Annotated in this window: 19 protein-coding genes; 1 reads left to right on the top strand and 18 read right to left on the bottom strand. The window is 68.5% G+C overall.

Translation table 11 applies throughout. The features are described from left to right. Window positions 1-7: 7 nt before the first annotated feature. From tolQ to aspS, 18 genes are all read right to left on the bottom strand, one after another. On the bottom strand, window positions 8-802 hold the full coding sequence (gene tolQ, locus ACW5DW_RS13005) for a protein TolQ (protein ID WP_457019406.1): 795 nt from the start codon (window positions 800-802) through the stop codon (window positions 8-10). After that, the gene (gene ybgC, locus ACW5DW_RS13000) at window positions 799-1257 is read right to left on the bottom strand and encodes a tol-pal system-associated acyl-CoA thioesterase (RefSeq protein ID WP_457019404.1); all 459 of its coding nucleotides are present in this window, start codon (window positions 1255-1257) and stop codon (window positions 799-801) included. The genes tolQ and ybgC overlap by 4 nt, the downstream gene beginning before the upstream one ends. Window positions 1258-1300: 43 nt before the next feature. Next, window positions 1301-2344, bottom strand: a complete 1044-nt coding sequence (ruvB, locus tag ACW5DW_RS12995) for a Holliday junction branch migration DNA helicase RuvB (protein WP_457019403.1) — start codon at window positions 2342-2344, stop codon at window positions 1301-1303. A 190-nt stretch (window positions 2345-2534) separates the two neighbouring features. Continuing rightward, a complete protein-coding gene (locus ACW5DW_RS12990) occupies window positions 2535-3173 on the bottom strand; it encodes a cytochrome c3 family protein (RefSeq protein WP_457019402.1) in 639 nt (212 codons plus the stop codon). Continuing rightward, window positions 3170-3688 carry a nitrate reductase cytochrome c-type subunit gene (locus ACW5DW_RS12985; RefSeq protein WP_457019400.1) on the bottom strand — a complete coding sequence of 173 codons (519 nt, stop codon included), beginning with the start codon at window positions 3686-3688 and terminating at the stop codon, window positions 3170-3172. Before ACW5DW_RS12985 ends, ACW5DW_RS12990 begins: the two co-directional genes overlap by 4 nt. 1 nt (window position 3689) lies before the next feature. Continuing rightward, entirely contained in the window at window positions 3690-6191 is a 2502-nt protein-coding gene (gene napA, locus ACW5DW_RS12980) for a periplasmic nitrate reductase subunit alpha (protein WP_457019398.1), read from the bottom strand. Continuing rightward, window positions 6188-6496, bottom strand: coding sequence for a chaperone NapD (locus ACW5DW_RS12975; RefSeq protein ID WP_457019397.1), 309 nt, complete (start codon window positions 6494-6496; stop codon window positions 6188-6190). Before ACW5DW_RS12975 ends, napA begins: the two co-directional genes overlap by 4 nt. After that, window positions 6489-7007, bottom strand: coding sequence for a ferredoxin-type protein NapF (napF, locus tag ACW5DW_RS12970; RefSeq protein WP_457019396.1), 519 nt, complete (start codon window positions 7005-7007; stop codon window positions 6489-6491). The genes ACW5DW_RS12975 and napF overlap by 8 nt, the downstream gene beginning before the upstream one ends. Window positions 7008-7015: 8 nt before the next feature. Continuing rightward, entirely contained in the window at window positions 7016-7183 is a 168-nt protein-coding gene (napE, locus tag ACW5DW_RS12965; protein ID WP_457019394.1) for a periplasmic nitrate reductase, NapE protein, read from the bottom strand. Between the two features lie 210 nt (window positions 7184-7393). Then, on the bottom strand, window positions 7394-8404 hold the full coding sequence (locus ACW5DW_RS12960; RefSeq protein ID WP_457019392.1) for an LLM class flavin-dependent oxidoreductase: 1011 nt from the start codon (window positions 8402-8404) through the stop codon (window positions 7394-7396). 115 nt (window positions 8405-8519) lie between these two features. Beyond that, window positions 8520-9809 carry a diguanylate cyclase gene (locus ACW5DW_RS12955; protein WP_457019390.1) on the bottom strand — a complete coding sequence of 430 codons (1290 nt, stop codon included), beginning with the start codon at window positions 9807-9809 and terminating at the stop codon, window positions 8520-8522. Between the two features lie 166 nt (window positions 9810-9975). After that, window positions 9976-11895, bottom strand: a complete 1920-nt coding sequence (locus tag ACW5DW_RS12950) for a potassium transporter Kup (protein WP_457019389.1) — start codon at window positions 11893-11895, stop codon at window positions 9976-9978. 26 nt (window positions 11896-11921) lie between these two features. Further along, entirely contained in the window at window positions 11922-12512 is a 591-nt protein-coding gene (gene ruvA, locus ACW5DW_RS12945) for a Holliday junction branch migration protein RuvA (RefSeq protein ID WP_457019387.1), read from the bottom strand. Between the two features lie 108 nt (window positions 12513-12620). Next, the gene (gene ruvC / locus ACW5DW_RS12940) at window positions 12621-13142 is read right to left on the bottom strand and encodes a crossover junction endodeoxyribonuclease RuvC (RefSeq protein ID WP_457019385.1); all 522 of its coding nucleotides are present in this window, start codon (window positions 13140-13142) and stop codon (window positions 12621-12623) included. Window positions 13143-13250: 108 nt separating this feature from the next. Beyond that, window positions 13251-13982: a YebC/PmpR family DNA-binding transcriptional regulator gene (locus ACW5DW_RS12935; protein WP_457019383.1), complete on the bottom strand. Its 732-nt coding sequence runs from the start codon at window positions 13980-13982 to the stop codon at window positions 13251-13253. A gap of 32 nt (window positions 13983-14014) precedes the next feature. Beyond that, window positions 14015-14689, bottom strand: coding sequence for an esterase/lipase family protein (locus ACW5DW_RS12930; protein ID WP_457019381.1), 675 nt, complete (start codon window positions 14687-14689; stop codon window positions 14015-14017). A gap of 169 nt (window positions 14690-14858) precedes the next feature. Next, entirely contained in the window at window positions 14859-15392 is a 534-nt protein-coding gene (locus ACW5DW_RS12925; RefSeq protein ID WP_457019380.1) for an N-acetyltransferase family protein, read from the bottom strand. A gap of 246 nt (window positions 15393-15638) precedes the next feature. Next, window positions 15639-17399 (bottom strand): aspartate--tRNA ligase, encoded by a 1761-nt coding sequence (gene aspS, locus ACW5DW_RS12920; RefSeq protein ID WP_457019378.1) that lies wholly within the window; start codon window positions 17397-17399, stop codon window positions 15639-15641. 208 nt (window positions 17400-17607) lie between these two features. Here aspS and ACW5DW_RS12915 point away from each other — a divergent pair, with 208 nt between their 5' ends. Further along, window positions 17608-19719 (top strand): phosphoglycerol transferase I, encoded by a 2112-nt coding sequence (locus ACW5DW_RS12915; protein WP_457019377.1) that lies wholly within the window; start codon window positions 17608-17610, stop codon window positions 19717-19719. Window positions 19720-19745 lie beyond the last annotated feature (26 nt).

Here is a 19745-nt window from a genome sequence, read left to right as displayed (position 1 = left end):
GCCCCACCTACTCGATCGTGCTCTGGCGCTGCAGGATGGTGCTGAACTCCTCGGCGAAGTTCTCGTAGCGCACCGCCAGGCGTTCGACCCGCGTGGTGAACCGGTTGTAGGCCCACACCGCGGGGATCGCCACGAACAGGCCGATCGCGGTGGCGAACAGCGCCTCGGAGATGCCCGGCGCGACCGCGGCGATGCCGGTCTGCTCGCCGCTGTTGAGCATGTCGTGCATGGTCACCATGATCCCGAACACGGTGCCGACCAGGCCGACGTAGGGCGCGGTGGAACCGATGTTGGCCAGCAGCTCCAGGTTGCGGTCGAGCTGGTCGACCTCGCGGGTGTAGCTGACCCGCATCGCGCGCTGGGCACCCTCGAGCTGTGCGCGCGCATCGAAGCCGCGCTTGTCGCGCAGGCGGGCGAACTCGCGGAAGCCTGCCTCGAAGATCGCCTCCAGCCCGCCGAACTGGCGGTTGCGCTCGGTCGCGGCGGAATACAGCTTGCCCAGGTCGGCGCCGGACCAGAACCGGCTCTCGAACTCGTCGGCGTCGCGGTTGGCGAGCTTGAAGATGCGCGCCTTGCGGAAAATGATGACCCAGCTGACCACCGAGCCAACCAGCAGCAGCAGCACGATCAGCTGCACCGGCAGGCTTGCCGTGAGCATCAGGTCAACGTAGTTGATGCCCTCGTGCGCGGTGACGGCTGCGGCGGCAGTGGCGGTATCGGCCAGTTGGGTCGCAGTCGCGGCCGCCTCATCCGGCAAGGGCTCGATCTGGGTGGCCTGCAGCAGCATTGCGAGGGGAATCATTCGTCCTGGGCTCCGGGTTCAACGAGTCGGGTCAGTTCCTGGTACAGCATTTCGGGGATCGCACGTGGTCGGAACGTCGACGCTTCCAGCGCCGCGCACCGCACCTCCGCATCCAGCAGCAGCTCGCCGTCGCGCAGGATCGACTGCGCGAACACGACGCTCGCGTGCCGGCACCGGCGCAGCGACACCGTGACCTGCAGCGCATCATCCAGCCGCGCCGGCCTGCGGAAATCGATCCGCATCGCCCGCACCGCGAACACCAGCCCGTGGGTCAGGCGCAGCGCGTCCTGTCCGTACCCCAGCGCCCGCACCCATTCGGTGCGCGCCCGCTCGAGGTACGCGACGTACTGCGCGTGGTACACCACACCACCAGCGTCGGTATCTTCCCAGTAGACCCTTGTCGGGATGCTGAACGCGGGGGAATCGGGACCCAGTGCCCTGGACCCGGGACTCAAGCGCGGTTCTCCGGCACGCACGATTCGATAACGATGGGTGGCATCAGAACAGTTCCTCCGTTTCCGGAACGCCGGTCCCGGACTCGCGCGGCGGCGGCTGCAGGCCCAGGTGGCGCCACGCCTTCGCGCTCGCCATGCGCCCCCGCGCGGTGCGGACCAGGAAGCCCTGCTGGATCAGGTAAGGCTCGATCACGTCCTCCAGGGTGCCGCGCTCTTCGCTTAGGGCGGCGGCGAGCGAATCCACGCCGACCGGGCCGCCGTCGAAATTCTCGATGATCAGGCGCAGCAGGCGCCGGTCGAGCTCGTCGAAACCTTCCGGATCGACCTTGAGCATCTTCATGGCAGCGTCTGCGACCTCGCGGTCGATGCGGCCGCCGGCACGCACCTGGGCGTAGTCACGCACGCGGCGCAGCAGGCGGTTGGCGATACGCGGCGTGCCGCGCGAGCGTCGCGCGATCTCGGTCGCGCCCTCTTCGCCGCAGTCCACGCCCAGGATCGTCGCCGCGCGGCGCACGATGCGGGTGAGTTCCGCGGCGCTGTAGAACTCCAGCCGCTGGACGATGCCGAACCGATCGCGCAGCGGCGCGGTCAGCAGGCCGGCGCGGGTGGTGGCGCCGATCAGGGTGAAGGGCGGCAGGTCGATCTTGATCGAGCGCGCGGCCGGGCCCTCGCCGATCATGATGTCGAGCTGGAAATCCTCCATCGCCGGGTACAGCACCTCTTCGACCACCGGCGAAAGCCGGTGGATCTCGTCGATGAACAGCACGTCGTGCGGCTGCAGGTTGGTCAGCAGCGCGGCCAGGTCGCCGGCCTTCTCGATCACCGGGCCGGAAGTGCCCCGCAGGCTCACCCCCAGTTCGTTGGCGATCACGTGGCTGAGCGTGGTCTTGCCCAGCCCGGGCGGGCCGAAGATCAGGACATGGTCGAGCGCCTCGCCGCGATGCTTGGCCGCCTCGATGAACAGGCCCATCTGCTCGCGCACCGGCTGCTGGCCGAGGTATTCGGCCAACCGCTTCGGGCGGATGCTGGCCTCGATGGCCTCGTCCTCGCGGGTGGAATCCGCGGCGATGATGCGTTGTTCTTCCATCGCGCTATGGTCGCACGGCGCATTGGCGGGTGTATCGGCTGCGTCAGCCTGGTGCCGGAGCTTGCGACGGGTCGCGGTTGAATCACCCCTGCAGGTCGATCCCCTCCGCCGCCCGTGTAGGAGCGGCTTCAGCCGCGAACGGAAACGACCTTGCCTCGTGCGTCCGGATCGATTGCGGCTGAAGCCGCTCCTACAGTGGCGCTTCGGTGGCTGGCAGCGCCTGCACGCCCTGCTGCACGCCGGCCATGTTGGGCAGCTTGTGGGCGATGCCCTTGTGGCAATCGATGCAGGTGGCCTCGCCGGTGGCCAGGTAGGTGCGGTGGGTGCGGGCGGCGCGGCTGGCCTGGCGGGTCAGGTCCATCGAGTCATAGTCGTGGCAGTTGCGGCATTCCAGCGAGTCGTTGGCCTTGAGCCGGACCCACTCATGGGTGGCCAGCACCAGGCGCTGGTCGAGGAACTTCTCGCGGGTGTTGATGGTGCCGAAGATCTTGCCCCACACCTCCTTGGAGGCCTGCATCTTGCGCGCGATCTTGTCGGTCCAGTCGTGCGGCACGTGGCAGTCCGGACAGGTGGCGCGCACGCCGGAGCGGTTGCTGTAGTGGATGGTGGTCTTGAGCTCCTCGAACACGTTGTCGCGCATCTCGTGGCAGCTGGTGCAGAACGCCTCGGTGTTGGTGGCGTCCATCGCGGTATTGAATCCGCCCCAGAACAGCACCCCGGCCAGGAAGCCACCCAGGGTCAGGAAACCCAGGCTCAGGTAGCGCGCCGGCGAAGTGAATTGCCGCCAGAACGCGAGGGCCGTGCGGCCCGCGCGGCGCAGCAGCCTCATTGCATGCGCTCCGATCGCAGCAGGGTGTCGATGTCCTGGAAGCCGTTCTCGACCAGTGGCCGCGCGTCGGTCTGCACCACATGGCACTGCACGCAGAAGTAGCGCCTCGGGGAGATCTCTGCCAGGAACTGGTCGTTGCGGTCCATATAGTGGGTCACGCTCACTTCCGGCGCCTGGAACTGCGCGGCCGTGCTGCGCGCATGGCAGAGCATGCATCGGTTGGAGTTGAGGTCGACCTGGTAGCCGTCGATGTTGTGCGGGATGGTCGGCGGCTGCATCGGATAGGCGCGACCGCGACGCACGTCGAAGTTCTCCACCTGGGCCATCGGCAGGGGCGTGATTTCGGTGGTGATCGGAACGTTGCGGCGCAGGCCGTCGATGTCCTGCCCGGGGTTGCCGCGCGCGCCCACCTCGGGCGCCGGCGCGACCACCTGCGGACGGGGTTCGTCGCGACCGCAGGCGACCAGCATGAGCAGGGCCAGCGCCAGCAGGGGCATCACGAGGATCGCGCGCATGTCAGGCCCCTCCCACCGCGACCACCTTGGCCGCGCACTTCTTGAAGTCGGTCTGCTTGGAGATCGGATCGGTCGCATCCAGCGTGACCTTGTTGATCAGCTGCGCCGCATCGAACCACGGCACGTAGATCACGCCGCGCGGCATTCGATTGCGCCCGCGCGTCTCGACCCGGGTGCGCATCGCGCCGCGGCGCGAGGTCACCGCCACCTCGTCGCCGCGCTTGAAGCCGCGTTCATGCGCATCATCTGGATGCATGAACACCACCGCCGACGGGAATGCCCGGTACAGCTCGGGGATGCGCATGGTCATCGAGCCCGAATGCCAGTGCTCGAGCACGCGCCCGGTGACCAGCCACAGGTCGTATTCGGTGTCCGGCGATTCTGCCGGCGGCTCATAGGGCAGCGCCCAGATCACTGCGCGGCCGTCGGGGTTGCCGTAGAACTCGAAGCCCGTCCCCTCCTTGACGTACGGATCCTCGCCCTCGCGATAACGCCAGCGGGTTTCCTTGCCGTCCACCACCGGCCAGCGCAGGCCGCGCACCTGGTGGTAGACATCGAAAGGCGCCAGGTCGTGCGCATGCCCGCGTCCGAACTCGGCGTACTCCTCGAACAGCCCCTTCTGCACGTAGAAGCCAAATGCATCCGACTCGTCGTTCGCGTAGCCCGCCTCGATCTGGTCCACGCCGAAGGCGTCGACCTTGCCGTTGCGGTAGAGCACGTCGAACAGGGTCTTGCCCTTGAACTCCGGGTTCGCGGCCAGGAGTTCGGCCGGCCAGCATTCGTCGGTGGTGAAGCGCTTGGAGAACTCCATCAGCTGCCACAGGTCCGAGCGCGATTCGCCGGGTGCATCGACCAGCTGGTGCCAGAAATGGGTGCGGCGTTCGGCGTTGCCGTAGGCGCCCTCCTTCTCCACCCACATCGCCGAAGGCAGGACCAGGTCGGCCGCCTGGCAGGTCACCGTGGGATAGGCGTCGGAGACCACGATGAAATTATCCGGGTTGCGGTAGCCCGGATAGCCCTCCTCCAGCATGTTGGCCGCGGCTTGCATGTTGTTGTTGACCTGCACCCAGTAGGCGTTGAGCTTGCCGTCCTTGAGCGCGCGGTTGTGCTCGACGGCGTGGTAGCCGACCTTTTCCTTGATGATGCCGCGCGGGATCTTCCAGATGTCCTCGGCCATCGCGCGGTGCTCGGGATTGGTCACCACCATGTCCGCCGGCAGCCGGTGGCTGAAGGTGCCGACTTCGCGCGCAGTGCCGCAGGCCGAGGGCTGGCCGGTCAGCGAGAACGGGCTGTTGCCCGGCGTGGCGATCTTCCCGGTGAGCAGGTGGATGTTGTAGACCATGTTGTTGGCCCACGTGCCGCGCGTGTGCTGGTTGAAGCCCATGGTCCAGAACGACATCACCTTGACGTCGGGGTTGGCGTAGAGCTCGGCCAGCTGCTCCAGCCAGCCGCGCTCGCTGCCGGTCATTTCGATCGTGTGCTCCAGGGTGTAGGGCGCCACGAATCGCGCGAACTCCTCGAAGTCGATCGGAGAACCGCCGTTGGCGTCATCGGCGTTCTTCGCGGCGACCTGCAGCGGATGCTCCGGGCGCAGGCCATAGCCGATGTCGTCGTTGCCGCGCTTGAAGGTCGTGTGTTTGTCGACGAACTCGCGGTTGACCTTGCCCGTCTTGATGATGTGATTGGCGATGTAGTTGAGGATCACCAGGTCCGTCTGCGGCTTGAAGATCATCGGGATGTCGGCGAGGTCGAAGCTGCGGTGCTCGTAGGTCGACAGCACCGCCACCTTGACGTGCGGATTCGAGAGCCGGCGATCGGTCACCCGCGTCCACAGGATCGGATGCATCTCCGCCATGTTCGAGCCCCACAGCACGAACGCGTCGGCCGCCTCGATGTCGTCGTAGCAACCCATCGGCTCGTCCATGCCGAAGGTGCGCATGAAACCGGTGACCGCGGACGCCATGCAGTGGCGTGCGTTGGGGTCGATGTGGTTGCTGCGGAACCCGGCCTTCATCAGCTTGTTGGCCGCGTAGCCTTCCCACACCGTCCACTGGCCCGAGCCGAACATGCCGATGCCGTCGCCACCCTTGGCCTTGAGCACTGCTCGGAACTTCTCCTCCATCACGTCGAAGGCCTCGTCCCAGCTGACCGGGGTGAAGTCGCCTTCCTTGTCGTACACGCCGTCCGTCTTGCGCAGCAGCGGCGTGGTGAGCCGGTCGACGCCGTACATCACCTTGGACAGGAAGTAGCCCTTGACGCAGTTGAGCCCGCGGTTGACCTCGGCGTGCACGTCACCGTGGGTGGCGACCACGCGGCCCTTGTGGACCGCGACGTTGATGCCGCATCCGGTGCCGCAGTAGCGGCACGGCGCCTTGCTCCACTTCAGCTCGTTGCCGCCTTCCACCACCGGCTCGGCGACCTGGGCGGGCAACGGCATCCCCGCCGCGGCGGCGGCGCTGGCGATGGCGCTGTTGCGGATGAAATCGCGGCGGCTGGTACTCATCGCAAGGACTCCTGGAGTGCGTTGCCAGGCGCGGACGGCACGGCATCGGCCGGCGCCTGCGCTTCGATGTGGTGGTAGACGAGGTTGACGGCGTATACGCCAGGCACCGATTCGATCAGGCCGATGTTGTCCATCAGGCCGGCGGTGCCGTCGCTCTCCTGCAGCAGCACGCTGCGGGTGTCGTCCTGCAGGGCGAGCTCCAGGCCGTCTGCGCCTTCGATGGCGGCGGCCAGCGCGGGGATCGCATCGGGACGGTGGCGCACCACCAGGCTGGCGAGGTGCCATTCGGGAGCGCGCTCAGGCATCGATCGACTCTTCGCGTTTCGCAGTGAGCGAGATGGCGGCCGTCGGGCAGCCGGATACGCAGGCGCCGCAGCCGGTGCAGCGGTCGGCCAGTATCTCGGGGACCGGCACGGTACGCGCCGGTGCGAAACGGATTGCCGATGCGCCGCAGGCGTCGCGGCAGCTGAAGCACACCACGCCATTTGCAGCCAGGCAGCTGTCGCCGACCAGCGCACGCAGCGTCCAGGGGGCCTGGTCCGACTGTGCGAACAGCCCGACGCGGCAGGCCGCCGCGCAGTCGCCGCAGAAGCTGCACTCGCCACGCGAAGGCTCGAAGACCGGCAGCCCGCCCGCACCGCGGACCAGGACCTGCTCGGGGCAGGCACTGATGCAGTCGCCGCAACCAGTGCAGGCATCGGCGAAACGCGATTCGTCAAAGGCCCATGGTGGACGCAGCACCGGCGCGTCCCGCAGCCGTCCGCGGAGCAACGATCTGCGTCTGGAACCGGTCTGTCCGGATGCGGTGACAGGCACGTCCGGTCTCAGCCGACCGGCGGTCCGGGCGGGCCGGCGATCATCTGGTAGATCCAGACCGCAAAGCCGTAGCCGCCCACGATCATCACCGACAGCACCGGGAACAGGACCACGGTGATGAACAGGAACAGGAGGATTTCCCGTCGTTTCCTTGGCTGGCCGGGACTCGTCTCCAACGCGCGTCACTCCTGCTGGCACCATCGGCTTGCTGTGCGTAGCCTACCGCCGCTGCGCGACAAGTCCAAGGGCCATCGCATCATTGCCGTGACGGGCAACGCTCAGGCGCGTGGCATGCACGCCAACGGCGGCGAGGGGCGATGCGTCATCAATGCGCGCTACACGCGCGCCGGAAGCATGGCCCGCCGTGTCAGTTCCGGGCAGCCGCTTCAGCGTTGCTGGAACGCCTCGGCGGCGAGCGCGAACGAGTGGCGCCGCGCCTGGTGATCAAACACGTTGGCGGTGAGGATCAGTTCGTCCGGCCGATGGCGCGCGGCGAACTCGGCGATGCCTTCGCGCACGTCGGCAGCGTCGCCCACCACCGAACAGGCCAGCGCCTGCTGCACCATCGCTTTTTCCTGTGGCGTCCAGAACGCTTCGATGTCGTCGATCGGCGGCGGAATCAGCCCCGGTGGCCCGCTGCGGCGCAGGCGCACGAAGCTCTGCTGCTGGGTGGTGAACAGCCGCTGCGCCTCGGCGCGCGTGTCGGCCGCGACCACGTTGAGGGCGAGCATCGCGTAGGGCGCGCGCAGCCGTTTGGACGGCTTGAAATCGCGGTGGTACAGCGCCAGCGCCTCGGTCATCGCGGCTGGCGCGAAATGCGAAGCAAACGAATACGGAAGCCCCAGTGCCGCCGCCAGCTGCGCGCCGAACAGGCTCGAGCCCAGGATCCACACCGGCACCTCGATGCCCGCACCCGGCACAGCCTGCACCGGCTGCCCGGGCTGGACCGGCTCGAAGTAGCGCAACAGTTCCATCACGTCCGAAGGGAAGGCCTCGGCGCCGCTGTAGTAGCGGCGCAGCGCCTTCGTCGTGGGCTGATCGGTGCCCGGCGCACGGCCCAGGCCCAGGTCGATGCGGCCCGGATACAGCGAAGCCAGCGTGCCGAACTGCTCGGCCACCTGCAGCGGCGCGTGGTTGGGCAGCATCACCCCGCCCGCGCCGACGCGGATGGTCGAGGTGCCACCGGCGATGTGTCCGATCAGCACTGCCGTCGCCGCACTGGCGATCCCCGGCATGTTGTGGTGCTCGGCCAGCCAGAACCGGCTGTAACCCAGCGCCTCGGCATGGCGCGCCAGGTCCAGCGAATTGGCAAAGGCCTGCGCGGGCGTGCTGCCCTCGCACACCGGCGCCAGATCAAGGAGGGAATACGGGATGGCGGGGGCGGGATTCTTCGACATGGCCCAGACATGGGGGCGGGTCCGCCGTTATCCACATCGACACCGGCTGGCGGCAACGCTCCGCAGACACGGCGTCCCTGGGGGCCGGCCAGCAAAGGACCGGCTGGGGACGCGCCTACCCCGACGCCACCACGCAGTTGCGCCCGCCGGCCTTGGCCAGGTAGAGACGCCGGTCGGCGTCGGCCAGCAGCCGGTGCAGGTCGTCGCCGGGTACGGCGGTGCGCACGCCGATGCTCACGGTCATGCGCACCTCACCGCCAGGGGTCTGCACCTCGAGATCCTCGACCCGCTGGCGCAGTGCATCGAAGTAGACCTCGAGGGCGCTGGCGTCGAGATCGGGGACCAACATGCAGAACTCCTCGCCGCCGAAGCGCGCCACCTGGTCCCCGGGGCGTGCATGCTGCGACAGCACCGCGGCCAGGGCGCGCAGCGCGTGGTCGCCGGCCTCGTGGCCCCAGCCGTCGTTGATGTGCTTGAAGTGGTCGACGTCCAGGATGGCCATGGTCAGCGGCCGGCACGCGGTCCGCATCTCGGGCACCAGGCGCTCGGCCTGCTCGAGGAAGTGGCGCCGGTTGGGCAGGCCGGTGAGGAAGTCGCGGGTGGCCAGGTCCTGCAGGCTGCCGATCAGCTCCAGCTGGTCGACGTTCTGCGAGACGCGGCAGAAGAATTCCTCGCGCGAAAAAGGCTTGCGCAGGAAGTCGTTGGCGCCGCTCTTGAGGAACCGGGCGACGAGGTCGGGATCGTTGCGTGCGGACACGCCGATCACCGCCACGCGGTCGCGGGCGCGCAGCGCGCGCAGCCGGCGGGTGAGTTCGACACCCTGCATCCCCGGCATCTCCTGGTCGACCATCGCCAGACGGATGGTCGGGTCGCGTTCGAGCAGGTGCAGCGCCGCGTCGCCATCTGCCGCCTGGACCACGCGGTAGCCGTAGGTTTCCAGCAGGCTCGCGGTATGCATCCGCGCGGAGGCCGAGTCGTCGACCACCAGCGCGGAGATGCGCCGGTTGCGCTCCAGGCGCTTCACCAGCCAGACGATGTAGTCAAGGCTGCCGGGGGTGTTCTTGAGCACGAAATCGATGACACGCCGCCGCAGCAACCGCTTGCGCAGCTCCTCGTCGTACACGCCGGTGACCACCACGGTCGACAGGCCGCGCTCCTGCAGGCAACCGACCACCTCGTCGCGGTCGCCGTCCGCCAGCACCAGTCCGGTCAGCGCGAGAAACCAGTCGTCGTACTGGTCGAGCAGCGCGCGCGCCTCGGCCAACGTGGAGGCGACCATGACCGGAAGCTTCAGCTGCTGCTCGATCGCACCGGCGACCGCCTGCATGTAGGCACGCGAGTTCTCCAGCAGCAGCACGCGCTGCGGCAGTGGCGAACTAGGCACGATTGGCTGGAGCACGGTCATCCCGTACCTCCGGTTGCGTCGCGGGAAATAACGGCCACCGCGCACCGGACTTGAGGCGCGCGGCGCGCGCACCACAGGTTTCAACGCATCACGCGCGCTGGCGCGTGGCGGCCCGACCCGGCCTGGAATTCAATGCATTTTCAGCGGAGCAAACGGACGCTGCCGGTCAGATCTCGACCTGCGCGCCCAGCTCCACCAGGCGGTTTCCGGGTATCCGGAAGAACTGGTTGGCCGGCGCGGCATTGCGGTGCATCACCGCGAACAGCCGGTCGCGCCAGACCGGCATGCCGCGCTTGGCGCTGGAGACGATGGTCTCGCGGCTGACGAAATAGGTCGTCTCCATCGGGTCGAAGCCGAGCGTGCTGTGGTCGGCCGCCTGCATCAACGCCTGCGGTACGTCGGGGGTTTCCATGAAACCGAAGCGCACGGTCACCCGGTAGAAGCCATCGCCGATCGACTCGATCGACAGGCGCTTGCCGGACGCGGCATAAGGCACGGTCAACGTCTCCACGGTGAGGAACACGTTGATCTCGTGCAGCACCTTGTTGTGCTTGAGGTTGTGCAGCAGCGCGTGCGGCACCACGCCCTTGTCGCTGGTCATGAACACCGCGGTGCCCTCCACCCGCACCGGCGGGGCCAGCATCAGGCCGGGGAGGAAGGCGTCGAGGCGGATGCCTTCCTTCTGCATCTCCTCGCGCAGGGTCTCGCGGCCGCGGCGCCAGGTGCGCAGCAGGGTGAACAGGACGATGCCCAGCACCACCGGGAACCACGCACCCTGCAGCACCTTGGCGGCATTGGCCACCAGGAACGCGATGTCGATGACCAGGAACAGCGCACACAGCGGCAGCACCCAGCGCCGCCATTCCGGCCACAGCACGTGCGCCACCAGGGCCAGCAGGAGCGTGTCGATCAGCATCGTCGCCGACACCGAGATGCCGTAGGCGGCGGCCAGCGACGAGGAGTTGCCGAACGCCAGCACCAGCCCGACCACGATCACCATCATCGTCCAGTTGATCGCCGGGATGTAGATCTGGCCGATGGTCTCGCTGGAGGTGTGCTTGATCCGCATGCGCGGCATGTAGCCCAGCTGCATCGCCTGGCGCGCGATCGAATAGCCGCCGGTGATCACCGCCTGCGAGGCGATCACCGTGGCCATCGTCGCCAGCACGATCATCGGCCACTGCGCCCAGCCCGGCACGCCGATGTAGAACGGGTTGCGCACGGCGGCGGGATCCTCCAGCACCAGGGCGCCCTGCCCCAGGTAGTTGAGCATCAGCGCCGGCAGCACGAAGAAGTACCAGGCATGGCGGATCGGCCGCGGGCCGAAATGCCCCATGTCGGTGTAGATCGCCTCGCCGCCGGTGACCGCCAGCACCACCGCGCCAAGGATGAAGATGCCGCCCCAGGTGTGGTCGATGAAGAAGCGCGCCGCCCACCAGGGATTGATCGCATGCAGCACCTCGGGCTGGTGCAGGATGTTCATCACGCCCAACGCGGCGAGCGCGAGAAACCACAGCACCGTGATCGGGCCGAAGATCCGCCCCACTTTCTCTGTCCCGAAACGCTGCGTGGCGAACAGTGCGACCAGTACCACCAGGGTGATCGGCACGATCCAGTCGTGCATGCCCGGCGCGACCACTTCCAGGCCCTCCACCGCCGACAGCACCGAGATGGCCGGCGTGATCACGCCGTCGCCGAAAAACAGCGAGGCACCGAGGACGCCGAGGATGCCCACCGTGTACGACGAGCGCGAGCCCTTGGGAAAGCAGCGCTGGGCCAGCGCCATCAGCGCCATGATCCCGCCCTCGCCGTCATTGTCGGCGCGCATGATGATGGTCACGTACTTGGTCGTGACCACCAGGCTCAGCGCCCAGAAGATCATCGACAGCACGCCGAGCACGGTGTCGTGGTCGGCGATCAGGCCGTAGTGCGGTGAAAAGGCCTCGCGGATGGTGTAGAGCGGGCTGGTGCCGATGTCGCCGAACACCACGCCGATGGCGCCGACGACCAGCCCGGCCAGGCCGATGTGGCCATGGCCGTGCGACGGCGCCCCGGGCGCTGCAGGTTGGGCGGCTGGCTGCGACATGTGTGTTGGGGGCCGGGTGTGGCGGGTCAGCGAAGCGCGGACTGTAGCGCCTTGCGGATGATGGTTTCAGCAGCATCGCCATCCGCGGCGGCAGCCTTGGCCATCCTCAGCGCCTCGACCGGCTTGTAGCCCAGCTGCTGCAGGGCGATGGTCGCCTCCGACAGCGGATCGGTCGGCAGCGGACCGCCCGCGCCGGGCACGGTGCCGACGGCCAGGCTCGCGGCGCGATCACGCAGTTCGACGACGATCCGCTCGGCGGTCTTCTTGCCGATGCCGGGAATCCGGGTCAGCGCGGTGACATCGCCCGCCTGCACCAGCAGAGCGAACTGGTTGACCGACGACCCCGACAGGATCGCCAGCGCGATCTTCGCGCCGATGCCGGTCACCTTCTGCACGTCGCGGAACAGGCGCCGCTCGGCCTCGGTGAGGAAGCCGTACAGCGACACGCTGTCCTCCTTCTGCGCGTAGTGCGTGCACAGCACCACTTCGCGCCCGACCTCTGGCAGGTCGTAGAAGGTGCTCATCGGCGCTTCGAGCTCGTAGCCGACGCCTTGCACGTCGACCACCAGCCATGGCGGCTGCTTGTGCACGATGATGCCTTTCAATCGTCCGATCATTCGCTGTCCCTCGTCGCACGACTTGCCGTCATTCCTGCATCCCCGTGCCCTTCGTTACTGCCCGTGCCCGTCATTCCTGCGAAAGCAGGAATGAAGACGCACTCGAATTCACTTCCTGCTCCATGCCTGCTGCGTGCTGACGCCAAGCCGCTTCGCGGTGGCACGCACATGCGCGTGGGTGATGGCGATGGCCAGGGCATCGGCAGCGTCGGACTGCAGCTTGCCATGCAGGTTGAGCATGATCCCGACCATGTGCTGGACCTGCGTCTTCTCCGCACCGCCCTTGCCGACCACGGCGAGCTTTACTTCCGTGGCCGCGTACTCATGCACAGGCAGGTCGCGCAGCACCACCGCGCTGATCGCCGCGCCGCGCGCCTGGCCGAGCTTGAGCGCCGAATCGGGGTTGCGCGCCATGAACACGCGCTCGATCGCCACCTCCTGCGGCTGCCACTGTTCGATCACCTCGGCCAGCCCGAGCAGAAGTCGCTTGAGGCGCAGCGAAAAGTCGCCATCGCCCAGCAGCACCAGCGCGCAGTTGTGAACATGCGTCGTCCGCCCCGCCGCATCGACGTCGATGATGCCGATGCCGGTGCGCTGCGAGCCCGGGTCGATACCGAGGATGCGGGTCATCGAACGGGCGTCGGCAACAGGCGACACGGCGTCGCCATCGCGCACGCGTGGACAATCCGCGAACAGCCGCGCGGCTGTTCCCGATTCCCCACGCACACTTCCCGGCCCTCAGCCATACACGGCATCGCCCAGCTCGGCATTTGAATGGACGCTCTGCACGTCGTCCATGTCCTCCAGCCAGCGCAGCAGCTTGACGACCTGCTGCGCGGTGTCGCCGTCGACGGCGACGTCGTTGTCGGCGCGCATGGTCACTTCGGCCAAGTCCGGCGGCAGGCCGGCGGCTTCCATGGCGTGCTTCACCCCGACGAAGGTTTCGGGCGTGGTGACCACGTCGATCGCACCATCCTCCGGATAGACGACCACGTCGTCGGCGCCGCCTTCGATCGCGGCATCGGTGACCTTTTCCTCGTCCGCGCCGGCGCCGTACGACAGCACGCCCAGTTTGCGGAACATGAAGGCCACCGAGCCTTCTGTGCCCATGTTGCCGCCGAACTTGCCGAATGCGTGGCGCACGTCGGCGACGGTGCGCACGCGGTTGTCGGTGAGGCAGTCGACGATCACCGCCACCCCGCCGGGCGCATAGCCCTCGTAGCGGATCTCCTCGTACTCGATGCCTTCCAGCTCGCCGGTGGCCTTCTTGATCGCGCGCTCGATCACGTCCTTGGTCATGTTCAGCGACAGGCCCTTGTCGATCGCGGCACGCAGGCGCGGATTGCCGCCAGGATCACCCCCGCCGGCGCGTGCGGCCACGCCGATCTCGCGGATGATCTTGGTGAAAATCTTGCCGCGCCTCGCGTCGACGGCGTTCTTGCGTGCTTCGATGGAAGGACCGCGCCCCATGGATCGATGACCGGTTCGGGAAGACCCGCCGATTATACGTTTTGCGGCCTGTCTCCATGTTCGAAGCGGCCCTCGCGCAGGAATGCGGCCGTCTGCCGCGCCGCGGCGGCCGAGAGCAGCAGGCCAGAATGGCTGGCCGGGACCAGGCAATGGTCGCGCAGGCCGGGCATCCGCGTTTCCTCGACGGCCACCGTGCCGTCGGACGCGGCATCCACGGACGACAGCAGGCGGCCGACGCCGCGCGGCACGCAGCCCGCCACCACGCCGACCTCGGCCTTTCCGGCCCAGCCGTCGAGCCCGCGTCGCAGCAGGTTCGCGCTGCGGCCCAGCGCCAGCGACGACCAGTGGCGCGCACACAGCGCGCGGGCGGTGCAGCTGCCGCACAGCGGCGAACCCAGGCAGACCACCCGCTGCACGGGCAGGTCCGGCGCGATGCGCAGTGCGTCCAGCGCCACCAGGCCGCCGAGGCTGTAGCCCACCAGATCGACAGGCGGACCGCCAGCCAGCCTGTCGACCAGGGCCTGCGACGCCCGCGCGGGGTCGCCCAGCACGCTCGGGTAGCCCCAGATCCGCGCATCGAATCCTTCCGCGCGCAGGCGCCGGGCGAGCGGCAGCAGCCACAGGCGCGTGTTCCAGATGCCGTGGATCAGCAGGACCGGGCGCGTGGCAGCCACATCGTGGAGGCGAGGGGACGGCGAGGAGGACATCGCCTGATTGGGCAACGGCGCGACGGCGCTTGCAAGTCCAGCCGAGGGAATGCCCTCGATCGCACCAGGGAAAAAGGGGGCCGTCGCCGGGCTGCCGGAAGCGGAAACCCGAACCGGACAAAGTGCCCCGACGCCAGGCGCCGGCAGCCGTCTACCCTCGATAGCGCGGTCAGCCGGCCGGCAGCGCGTCCGCGGGCCGCCGCAGGATGAACTCGAGGTCCTGGGTGGCACCGACCGCGAACAGGTACTCGCCAACCTTGTCGAAACCGCGTCGTGCGTAGAAGCGCTGCGCGCCGGCGTTGCCGGACCAGACGCCGATCCACAGCGTGCGCGGGCCATCGCGCAGCAGCCAGTCCATCACGGCGTCCATGACCCGCCCGCCGTGGCCGCCGGCTTGGTGGCTGTGCAACAGGTACAGGCGCTTGAGCTCGCCGTCGCCGGGCGCGACATCCGGATGCGGCAGGCCGCAGGGGCCGGCGGCGGCATGGCCGACCGCGACGCCGTCTTCCTCCAGCAGCCAGACCGCGTAATCCGGATGGGACAGGATGGTGTGCTGGCGCTCGACGCAATAGGCCTCGCCGATGAAGCCGGCGAGGTCCTGCGGCGGATAGAGGTGACCGAAGGTTTCGGTGAACGTATGCGCAGCGAGCGCCGACAGGGTCGTGGCGTCTTCGACGCTGGCGCGGCGGATCTCAACGCGCATCCGGCGGCCCCCACCCCAACCCTCCCCCGCAGGCGGAGGAGGGAGCAAAAGATGTCGCGCGACGTCCGCCTTCCCGGCCCACGCGCTTGGCAGAAGGGGCAGAAGACCTCGCGCCCTGGCTCCCTCCCCCGCTTGCGGGGGAGGGCTCCGGACGTGCCCTTCCGCGACGGGCGGCATCTCCTCCCTCCCCCGCCTGCGGGGGAGGGTTGGGGTGGGGGCCTGCAGGTCGCCGCGCGCCCATCGCCCTTACGCTTTCGGCCGCACCTGGACGTGCACTTCGGCCAGCTGTGCGTCCGGGATCGGCGACGGGGCGCCGGTCATCAGGCACTGCGCGGAGGTGGTCTTCGGGAAAGCAATCACGTCGCGGATCGACTCGGTGCCCGCCATCAGCGCGGCGATGCGGTCGATGCCGAAGGCGATGCCGCCATGCGGCGGCGCGCCGTACTTGAGCGCGTCGAGCAGGAAGCCGAACTTCAGCTCCGCCTCTTCCCGGCCAATGCCCAGCAGCTCGAACACCGCGCTCTGCAAAGAGGCGCGGTGGATGCGGATCGATCCGCCGCCGATCTCGTTGCCGTTGAGCACCATGTCGTAACCGCGCGACACTGCGGTGGCGGCATTGGCGCGCAGGTCGGCCTCGTCGTCCACGGCTGGCGCGGTGAACGGATGGTGCAGGGCCACGTAACGCTGCGCCTCTTCGTCCCATTCGAACATCGGGAAGTCGGTGACCCACAGCGGACGCCAGCCGTCCTCGACCAGGCTGAAATCCTTGCCTGCCTTGAGCCGCACCGCGCCCATGAAGCCGCTGACCGTCGAATACGTGCCGGCACCGAAGAACACGATGTCGCCGTTGCCCGCGCCCACGTGCGCGATCAGCGCGGCAAACGCGGCCTCGTCGAAGAACTTCTGGATCGGCGAGCTGATCTCGCCCGACTCGGCGATCTTGATGTAGGCCAGGCCCTTGGCGCCGTACTTGGCCGCGTGCGCGCCGTAGTCGTCGATCTGCTTGCGGCTCAGCGAGGCGCCACCCGGGATGCGCAGCGCCGCAACGCGACCGCCCGCCTCGTTGGCCGGGCCGGTGAACACGGCAAAGCCGCTGTCCCTGACCAGTTCCGCCACGTCCACCAACTCGAGCGCGATGCGCAGGTCGGGCTTGTCCGAACCAAAGCGGCGCATGGCTTCGGCCCAGGTCAGGCGCGGGAACTCGGCGGCCAACTCGACGTCGACCACTTCGCGGAACACGTCGCGGATCATGGCCTCGACCGTGTCCTGCACATCGCGCTCGGACACCCAGGCGAACTCCATGTCGAGCTGGGTGAATTCCAGCTGGCGGTCGGCGCGCAGGGCCTCGTCGCGGAAGCAGCGCGCGATCTGGTAGTAGCGGTCGAAGCCGGCCATCATCAGGATCTGCTTGAACAGCTGCGGGCTCTGCGGCAGCGCATAGAACTCGCCCGGATGCATGCGCGCGGGCACCAGGAAGTCGCGCGCGCCCTCGGGCGTGGCCTTGGTCAGGATCGGCGTCTCGATGTCCTGGAAGCTGCGCGCATCCAGCCAGTGGCGCAGCGCGCTCACCAGCTTCGTGCGCGTGCGCATGCGGCGCTGCATCTCCGGATGGCGCAGGTCCAGGTAGCGGTACCTGAGCCGCGTCTCCTCGCCCGGGTTCTCGTGGTGATGGAACGGCAGCGGCTCGGCCTTGTTCATCACCTCGATGACCTCGGCCACCACTTCCACCTGGCCGGTGGCGATCTTCGCATTGACCGAATGCCGGCGGCGCACCGTGCCGGTGATGCGCAGGCAGTCCTCGTAGCCCACCTTCTCCGCTGCGGCGACGACGCCGGCGTTGCCAGCCGCATCGGACGGCTCGGCCACCACCTGGACGATGCCCTCGTGGTCGCGCAGGTCGATGAAGCAGACCCCGCCGAGGTTGCGCGCGACGTCGGCCCAGCCGCACAGGGTCACGCTCTGCCCGATCAACGTCTCGTCGACCAGGCCGCAGAAGTGGGTACGCATGAACGGAACTCCGGCTCGTGCCGGCCGAGCCGGCAAACCGCGAAGTTTAAAGCGCTTTGCCCGGGGACGCGCCCCGCGCGTGCACAGCGGCGGGCGCCGCGAGACGCCAGCAGCCCACATGGAAGTGCGATTCAGCCATATGACGGCATTGTGTCAGCCAGGTCCCGTCGCGCGGGCACCGGCCCCGTCCCACAGGAAGCCTCGCTGCATGCCGACGATCCTCCTGCTGTCGCTGTTCCTGCTCGCCTATCTGCTGCTGGCCGCCGAGCGGCGTGCCTGGCTCAAGGCCGCCCTGCTGTCTTCCCTGCTGCTGGCGCTCAGCGCCTGGTGGCTGGTCGACCGCCTCAGCGGCAACGGCATCGACCCGGCCACGCTCTATCACCTGCAGGCCGGCATGCAGGGCGCCGGCATCGGTGATTTCAGCGGCGACATCGCCCGCTTCCTGGGGCTGGCGCTGCTTTCGTCGCTGCCACTGGCGCTGGTCCCGCTGCTGCGCGGGCGCCTGCAGCGCTTCCGGCGTCAGCACCCGGCGCCGATCGTGTCCGTGGGCTTTGCCACCGCCTTCGTCGCCGCCGTCCTGGCCAGCCCGATGTATGCGGATGCCCAACGCCTGCAGCGCCATCTGGCGCCAGTCGATGCCACTGGCGTGGCGGCGCAGTATCAGGTGCCGGGCGGCGAACTGCCCCGGCGCCCCAACATCGTCTGGATCTACGCCGAGAGCCTGGAGCGCACCTACCTCGACCCGTCGGTCTTCCCGGGCCTGATGCCGCAGCTCTCGCGACTGGTGAAGCAGGGCCTGGACTTCCGCGACATCGCCTCGCCCGAAGGCGGCGGCTGGACGATCGCCGGCCTGGTCACCTCGCAGTGCGGCATCCCGCTCACCGCCGCGCGCGGCGACGAGAACAGCCTGGGGCGGATGCGCGAGTTCCTGCCCGGCGCGCACTGCCTGGGCGATTTCCTCAAGGGCCAGGGCTATCGCAACCTGTTCCTGGGTGGCGCCGATTCGGGGTTCGCCGCCAAGGGACGCTTCCTGCACCAGCACGGTTTCGATGAGGTGCGCGACCTCGCCCATTACCGAGAAGCCGGCATCGACCGCGCCCACTTCTCCAACTGGGGCCTGCACGACGACGTGCTGCTGGACGATGCGTTCGAGACCTTCATGCAGCTCTCGGCCGCCGGCACGCCGTTCATGCTCAACGCGCTGACCATGGACACCCACCATCCGGCCGGCCATCTCCCGGTCGCCTGCAGCGACGTGCGCTACCGCAGCGAGTTGGGCGACATCGACCTGCTGCACGCGATCAAGTGCAGCGACATGCTGATTGCCGGGTTGATCGAGCGCATCCGCAGCAGCCCCTACGCCGACGACACCCTGATCGTGCTCGCCTCCGACCATCTGGCGATGCCGAACGACCTCAGCCACGTCCTGGCCGGCATGCGCCGCGAGAACCTGCTGCTGTTCCTGGCGCCGGGGCTCGCCGGCCAGCAGCTGGCGGTCCCGGGCACCACGCTCGACTCCGGCGCGACGCTGCTGTCGCTGATCGACCCGGCCCGCGATGCGCTCGGCTTCGGCCGCTCGCTGCTGGTGCCCGGTGCGGCGTCGAGCGCGAGCCTGGCCGCGCTGGACGAGGCCGACACCGGCTACGCGCCCTACCTGGCCTATGCGCGCGCGCTGTGGACCGGCGGCGACACGCGCACCCTGCGCATCGACGGCGACCAGATCCGGATCGGCCTGCAGCACGTGCGCCCGCCGGTGATGATCGAGTACGACGAGGACTGGGCACTTGGCGCGATCACGATGGAGGATGCGCCACGCCAGTTCGGCATCGACGATCCGGCCAACGTGCGCGCCTACGTCGACCGCTGCACGGCTTTCGACGACGACGCGCTGAGCGGCGAATGGTGTGCGCTGCTGGTCGACGCACACGACAACCGCAAGCTTTTCGCCGACGCAGACCTGCAGCGCGGCGTGCGCGTGGATGCGCCGCTGGAAGCCGCGACCGGCCCGCGACCCAGGCCGCGGCGCTCGATCTGGCTGGGCCACGAAACCGAGCTGGTCGCCGGCCAGTATCAGCTGCGGCTGCGCACGCGCGAGTGGCCGAGCCACCCGTTCTGGCTGGAGGCGGTCGCCTCGGACGGGCGCGTGGTGGCGCGCGAGTGGATCCAGCCCGCACGCCATCCCACCGGTTCGATCCGGCTGCAGATCGGGCTGGACGACACGACCAACGACCTGGAATTCCGCGCCTGGCTGGACTGGGCCGAGTACATGGAGCTCACCAGCCTGGCGATGGTGCGCACGGCCGAACGCTCGCGGTCCTGAGGGGAGGTCCGCAGTATCGGTTGGGG

The sequence above is a fragment of the Luteimonas sp. A482 genome (assembly GCF_054072655.1).
This window is presented reverse-complemented; position numbering and strand designations above follow the sequence as displayed.